The organism is Actinophytocola sp. (assembly GCF_036402745.1).
Lineage (GTDB): Bacteria > Actinomycetota > Actinomycetes > Mycobacteriales > Pseudonocardiaceae > Actinophytocola.
In genome coordinates this window covers 1-2,042 of record NZ_DASWSJ010000340.1, presented here as the reverse complement: position 1 = coordinate 2,042, position 2,042 = coordinate 1, and the positions used below count along the sequence as shown (strand labels likewise).

At 70.0% G+C, this 2,042-nt stretch carries 2 protein-coding genes; one reads left to right on the top strand and one right to left on the bottom strand.

Features of this window, described 5'->3' with window-relative positions; translation table 11 throughout:
• A partial coding sequence (locus VGD70_RS30990; protein WP_331087626.1) for a TetR/AcrR family transcriptional regulator occupies positions 1 to 666 on the bottom strand: 666 nt, incomplete at its 3' end.
• A gap of 112 nt (positions 667 to 778) precedes the next feature.
• Here VGD70_RS30990 and VGD70_RS30985 point away from each other — a divergent pair.
• Positions 779 to 1,681, top strand: coding sequence for an NAD-dependent epimerase/dehydratase family protein (locus VGD70_RS30985; RefSeq protein WP_331087625.1), 903 nt, complete (start codon positions 779 to 781; stop codon positions 1,679 to 1,681).
• Positions 1,682 to 2,042: the final 361 nt, after the last annotated feature.

Sequence of the window (2,042 nt, the reverse complement as noted above, 5' to 3'; positions counted from 1 at the left end):
CTGGTGGTCGAACCAGGTGTCCAGGTCGGTGATGGTGTTGTTGTACCTGCCGAACAGCTCGAAGCTGATCGCGCCGAAGAGTTCTGTCCAGGCGATCAGGGCGCGGGCCATCATCGCCTCGGTGATGTCCGGGGCCACGGTGTCGCTGAGTCGCGCGAGCTCCGGGCGCAGGGTCGGCTCGGGGCGGAGGAGGTTGACCTCGGCCAGCCGGCCGGCCGCATGGGCCTCCGCCAGGATTGTGCCCAGCACCAGCATCGGGCGGGTCGACGGTTCCACCGTGTCCTGGGGCGCCGCGTAGCCGGGGACCGGGCTTCCGTAGATCAACGCGTACTCGTGCGGGTGCGCCACCGCCCAACCTCGCAGAGCCCGGGCCACCGCCAGCCATCGGCCGAAGTAGTCATCCCTCGCGCGGACCGACACGCCCGCCTTCTCCGCCGCCTCGCCCATCGAGTTGTACGCGTCCAGGATCAGCGCCGTCAGCAGCTCATCCCTGCTCGCGAAGTACCGGTAGATCGCCGACGACACCATCCCCAGGTCCCGCGCCACCGCGCGCAACGACAAGTTCGCGCCGCCCTCCGCCAGCTGCTTTCGCGCGGTGGCCTTGATCTCCTCGAGCATCTCGGCCCGCACGCGCGCCCTGATCGATCCCGCCGTACGGTCTGTCATGATTCGGATTATTGCACACAATTGAGAGCGGTGCTCTTGACAGTGAGCGGTGCTCGCGTGACTATTGATCCGAAGTGAGAGCGGTGCTCTCGAATTGGAGAGGGGACACGTCATGGCACTCCACGTCATCGTCGGCGCCGGACCGGTCGGCGCCGCCACCGCATCCCTGCTGGCCGAGCGCGGCGAGCAGGTCCGGGTCGTCACCCGCGGCGGCGGTGGGCCCGAGCACCCGGCGATCGAGCGGGTGGCTGCCGACGCCACCGACGCCGACCGGCTCACGACGCTGACCGAGGGTGCCGCCGCGCTGTACAACTGCGCGAGCCCGCAGTACCACCGCTGGCTCACCGACTGGCCGCCGATCGCCCAGGCGCTCCTGACCGCGGCCGAGCGCACCGGCGCCGTCCTGGCGACCGCGAGCAACCTGTACGGCTACGGCGAGGTCGACGGCCCTATCACCGCCGACACCCCGCTCGCCGCGACCCACCCGAAGCTCAAGCTCCGCGCGGACATGTGGCGCGACGCGCTGGCCGCGTACGAGGCGGGCAAGATCCGGGCCACCGAGGTCCGCGCGAGCGACTACGTCGAGGCGAACTCGATCTTCGGCGTGGTGCTCGCCAAGCCGCTGCGGGCCGGCAAGCGCGCGAACGTGCCGGCCGCGCTGGACGTGCCACACAGCTGGACCTCGATCACCGACGTGGCCCGGACGCTGGTCACGGTGGCCGGCGACGAGCGCGGCTGGGGCACGGCGTGGCTCGTGCCGACCAACCCGCCGCTGACCATTCGCCAGCTGGCCGCCCGGTTCACCGAGGTCCACGGCACCCCGCCGGCCAAGCTCGGCGCGCTGCCCTACGCCGTCCTGTGGACCGCGGGCCTGTTCTCCCCGATGATCCGCGAGCTGCGGACGACGAGGTACCAGTTCATCCGCCCGTTCGTGATCGACTCCTCGGTCACCGAGCGCACGTTCGACCTGCCGCCGACCAACCTCGACAGCGCCCTCAAGAACGTCGCCGACTAGACACTCCGACCAGACGTGACGACCAGACACTCCGACCAGACGTGACGACCGGACGCCACGACTGGACGACGAGGTGAAGAACGCCGCGACTAAGGCCTGTCTCGTAGATATCGGGTGAAGTCATGCGCCGACCACCGGAACCTCAGGGGACCGTGACGGCACCCAGCCACCACCCACCTCGATACCCACACCATTCGCCGGGACGCAACGCACACTGTTGATCCCGGGGAGGCGGACTAGCCGCCCTCCAGCTTCTCGGCGATCGCGCGGATCCACTCCTCGGACCACGTGAGCTCGCCGGAGCGGAGGGCGGCGACGACACCGTCGATCCACCGCAGCTCGGCGCGCCGCACGGCCAGCA

Excerpts from the sequence above, each read along its gene's own strand:
- VGD70_RS30985 (WP_331087625.1), top strand. The coding sequence starts at position 779 with ATGGCACTCCACGTCATCGTCGGCGCCGGACCGGTCGGCGCCGCCACC.